3 protein-coding genes and 1 pseudogene are annotated in these 4222 nt (G+C 69.6%); 3 read left to right on the top strand and 1 reads right to left on the bottom strand.

Annotated features, from left to right (window positions below; genetic code table 11):
• The first annotated feature begins 223 nt into the window (after positions 1–223).
• The 3 genes from J7I94_RS23895 to J7I94_RS23885 all read left to right on the top strand — a co-directional run bounded on the left by J7I94_RS23895 (position 224) and on the right by J7I94_RS23885 (position 3213).
• Positions 224–817, top strand: a complete 594-nt coding sequence (locus J7I94_RS23895) for a type VII secretion system-associated protein (protein ID WP_215169846.1) — start codon at positions 224–226, stop codon at positions 815–817.
• A gap of 439 nt (positions 818–1256) precedes the next feature.
• Positions 1257–2216, top strand: coding sequence for a hypothetical protein (locus J7I94_RS23890; RefSeq protein WP_215169844.1), 960 nt, complete (start codon positions 1257–1259; stop codon positions 2214–2216).
• 166 nt (positions 2217–2382) lie between these two features.
• Positions 2383–3213, top strand: a complete 831-nt coding sequence (locus J7I94_RS23885; RefSeq protein ID WP_308114673.1) for a class I SAM-dependent methyltransferase — start codon at positions 2383–2385, stop codon at positions 3211–3213.
• Between the two features lie 503 nt (positions 3214–3716).
• Here J7I94_RS23885 and J7I94_RS23880 read toward each other — a convergent pair.
• Positions 3717–3861: pseudogene (locus J7I94_RS23880) on the bottom strand (IS5/IS1182 family transposase); the annotation flags it as partial.
• Positions 3862–4222 lie beyond the last annotated feature (361 nt).

Here is a 4222-nt window from a genome sequence, read left to right as displayed (position 1 = left end):
GCGTGACGGACACGGCGACCACCGTCGAGCACACGGCGGGTCACCGACGAAGAGACCGACAGGCCCACCGCACGAGTGCGGCACCGGAAACACCCCGAGGAGAAGGCGCAGCATGCCGGAGAACGGAACGCCCCCGGACACGGAAGATGTCGCAGCGGAAAACCCAGCGGAGCGAGCGGCGTACGACAGTGTGCCCGTGGCGGACTTCATAGGACCGCTCCCCATGCCCGCTCCGCCCGTCCAGGTGGTCGAAGCGGCCCGGCTGGCGCCCGACCACTACATCGGCTATTACGACTCCACCTGGTCGGGCGAGGGACAACCGCCCGACTGGACGTCGAGTGGTCAGTGGCGCACCGACGAGAACGGCATCATCGTGGACTGGGAGGAGAACGAGGACTACCGTCCGTCGCCGCGGGCACTGGGCTGGCTGGAGCCGATCGGGGCGATCGACGCGGCCGTGCAGCTCTGGGCCACCGGGTACGGGCCGGCGGATGCGGTACTGGAGGCGTTCCGCAACGCGGAGCTGGCGGTGTACCTGGAGCCGGAGGGGGATCTGTCCATCAGCGTCGTCTCCGAAGAGGGCGGGCGGGCCGTGGCCGTCACCAGCGCCGAGGCCGATCACGACAAGGAGCAGATCGGAGAGTACGAGGTGGTCGCCGTACCGGAGCTCCTCGAACGCATCCCGGAGGACTGCGACCTCCTCTTCCTCAGCCCTTCGTCGCCGGTGTCCATGGTGGTGGAGTCCGCCGATCTGCGGCAGCCCCTCCCCGCAGAAACGGAGGAGTCCGCGCCCGGAGACACCAGCGTGCCTGACTGACAGCGGGGAGGGACAGCGGGTACGGCTCGGCCTGTCCGGCGGCACGGTGTCGGCCCGGAACACCGGCACGGCACGCGACCACCCCGGACGACGACGGTGCGCGGCAGTTGTCGAGCCAGGAGGAGGCCGCGCCCGAGTCGGAGACCGTCAGGTAGTCGTCCCGGCAGTCGTCGGCGTTCATGTCGGCGAACCGGACGTGGTCGCCGTCGGTGCCGACGCCGGAGGCGACCTGGTCCCGCTCGATCCCCCGGCGTATCGCCGCTGCCGCCGCCGCTGTGCAGTCGGGCGCGCACCGCGCCCTCGTCGTCGAGTACGAGGTGGCCGTCGCGCCCGTCCCCATCTCTGCTCATCCCGCCCCGCGGTGCCAGTGAACCGGACGGCGGCCGCGGGCGTTCTCCGGTCGGGTAACTGCAGTCGGAGCACGTTGGGGACGGCGATGGTGAGGACGGGGCGATGCGGCCGGGACGAATCCCGGGGCGGCCGGGAGTCCGAGGCGAGCGGCGTCGTCCCTGCCGCCCTCCGTGTCATCAGGGCTGGGCGCCGCGTACCGCTGCGGTGGACGCTGTCGGTCGTCGGCCTGGCCGGACTGGGCGGACTGTCCGTGACCACGACGGCGTTCGTCATCGCCCGGCACGCGTTCGCCGAGATGTGGAGGGCCGGACGGGAGGCACACCAGCAGGGCGACTCCTACGTGCCCGACACCGGTCTGCTCCTGCGTCTCATCGCTGCCGGAGCCCCCGTTCTGCTGGCCATCTCCTGGCTCGGCTGCGCCGCGCTGCAGACAGCGCACGCCCGCGCCGCGACCGGGAAGGCCGAGCCGACACGGTGGCTCCGGCTCGGCCACGTCGTCGCCGTGTATCCGCTGCGCTGCGTGATCGTGTGCGTCGTTCCGGCGGCGACGTTCTGGCTGGGAGTGCACCTGCGGCCGGACGCCGGCCGGCGCACCCTGCTGCTGGACGTCCTGACCGGTCCTGCCGGGCTCGTGGCGCTCGTCCTGCGGCTTGGGTTGACCTTCTCTCCGACAGCCGCGGCGTCGGGCGCCGGTCCTCTCGCCGCACTACGCCGCTCGTGGAGGCTGGTCTGGCGCCCAGGAGCATGGTGGAGGACCTTGGCCGTCTCCGTGTCCGCGGGCATCCTCACGGTCGGGACATTCGTGCTCCTGTTCCACGCGGCCGGACCGCTGCGCCGCGTGATACGGCCGGCTGTCATGGCCTTCGGTACGGACAATCCGTACGTCGCCTACGCGGCGGGGCTCCTCGCTCCGGTAGCCGCTGCCCTCCTGCTCACGGCGCTTCTGACACTTCCTGTCCTCCATACCACCTTCGCCGTGCTCTATGAACGGCTCCGCCAGACGCCGGTGGCGCGCGAGACGCCAGGGCCCACAGCCCGGGGCTCGTGATCCGCAAGGGTCCGTGAAATCACGTCAGCTTCCCTGTCGCTTCACCGTGTCGCTGCTCTGCGAGTCGAGCAGCGGCACTCCTTGGCCTTGCCGATGACGCGCACGAGCTCGGTCAGCGCCCGTCGGACAAGAGCCGCCGCAGTAGGTCTCACGAGAAAGAGAAGCAGTGAGTAAATACATTCTTGGCCGCTCGCAGCACGAGACGCGCAGGCTGGACCTGCAGAGCAGGCTGTACGCGGCCCACAGCGCCCACCTGCTCACGCTCGCCGGACTGCGAACGGGTATGAAGGTGGTGGATGTCGGATGCGGTACCGGTGAGCTGACCAGCATCGCGGCCCGGATCGTCGGCCCGTCCGGTCATGTCATCGGGGTGGACCACGACCCGGACATGCTGGCGGTCGCGGAACGCAACATGGCGCACGCCGGCCTGTCGCATGTGACGTTCCGACAGGACGTGCTGCCGAACATCGCCCTGGACCAGCCGGCCGACGCGCTCGTGGGCCGGCTCATTCTCATGCACCTCGACAGCCCGGCCGACGCTGTCCGCCGCATGGCACGCCACGTCCGTCCTGGCGGTGTGGTGACCTTCCAGGACCTCAACCTCTCGCGCAGCAGATCGGTCCCGGCTCTTCCCCTCGTCGAGGACATCGGGTGCTGGATCCAGGCGGCCTTCCGGCAAGGGGGCACGGACCCCGATCCCGGAGAGCGGCTTCCCGCGGTGTTCCGAGCGGCAGGGCTGCCGGCCACTGGGCTGGCAGTGGCCGTTCCGGCGGGCGACGCCGGCTCGATGTCCGTCGCACACGCGACCTCAGCCGTCACCGCGCTTCTCCCGCTCATCGAGAAGAGCGGCACGGCCACAGCCGAGGAGATCGATATCAAGACGCTGCACACACGCCTGACCGCCCAGATGCACGAGGCCGCAGCCACCCTGTTCTCACCCGAACTCGTAGGCGTGTGGGCGACTACTCCGACCACACCGCCCCACCCAGTCGGCTGACCCCTCCTGGTTGGTCCGGCTTTACGGGGCCCACGCCAGGAGTAGGGGTTCTCGCCGTCGAGGCGGGGGCAACCTCCAGATGCAGGAACGCTGCTGAGAAAGCAACTCCGGTGCGCAACCTGCCACCCGTGGCGGGACGGCCGGCCGGGACGGACGACCAGAGGGCCTCTGCCACCGGCAGGTGGCCGACGCAGTGCTTTCTCGTAGCGGACGGCATCAAGTGGCGGGCGAATCCGTGGGACTTCCCGCCAGGGTCCGGGAAGAGAGCCACCTCTGGCACCGGGACGTGGATCGCCTCGTACGTCGTTGTAGATCTCGGAGGTGAACGTAGTGCAGCCCGTGTCGGAAACTTCCTTGCCCAGCACGTCCGGGCACACCCTGAAGCGGATTCGGCTGCCCTGGTCGCCCAGGCGGTGAGGTGTTTCACCCCCGTGCACACAGGTCCGGAAGCCGTCGAAGTCCCGGTCCTCATCCCGACCCTCTCCCAGGACTCGATACGACTCGAGGAGGTGGACTTTCGATCCCTGTCTTGCCGCGGTCGGCCGGATTCGGTCCCGTCAGCTGCCCCCCTGAGATGTCTTTGAGGGCCCGGACGCTGACCGAGCCGATCGCGCACCGCGACCAGTCCAGCTCACCCTGGGCACCGAGTGCATACCAAGCGGTAGAGCTTGGCCTCTTCTGGTGCCATCCGCTCGACGGCGTGCTGATGAGACGAGCCGTTCGCCCCCTCGCCAGGAGATCAGGCCACTGGGGGGAAGGCTGCTTCTGCCCCTCCGCGCGCAGCATGCGTCCCCCTCCGACTCGCAGGAAAGCCACCCGTTCGCCACGGTAGTCGCCGCCACTGACAGTCCGAGCTGCGTCCGAGTCGCGCCCTGCGTCAGTCGAGGGAAAACAACTCGCGACCGTCGGCGCGGGTGGCTAGGCTCCTATTCGTTCTCGCGGCCGTTGCGTGCCGCTGCTGTCCGCTGTGCGTGTTCTTGGAGGTGTCGACCGATGGCTGTCTCTGCGA

Source organism: Streptomyces sp. ISL-12, from assembly GCF_018614415.1.
Classification (GTDB): domain Bacteria; phylum Actinomycetota; class Actinomycetes; order Streptomycetales; family Streptomycetaceae; genus Streptomyces.
The sequence above is the reverse complement of the archived record's forward strand: the minus strand, read 5'-3'. Positions and strand labels throughout refer to the sequence as shown.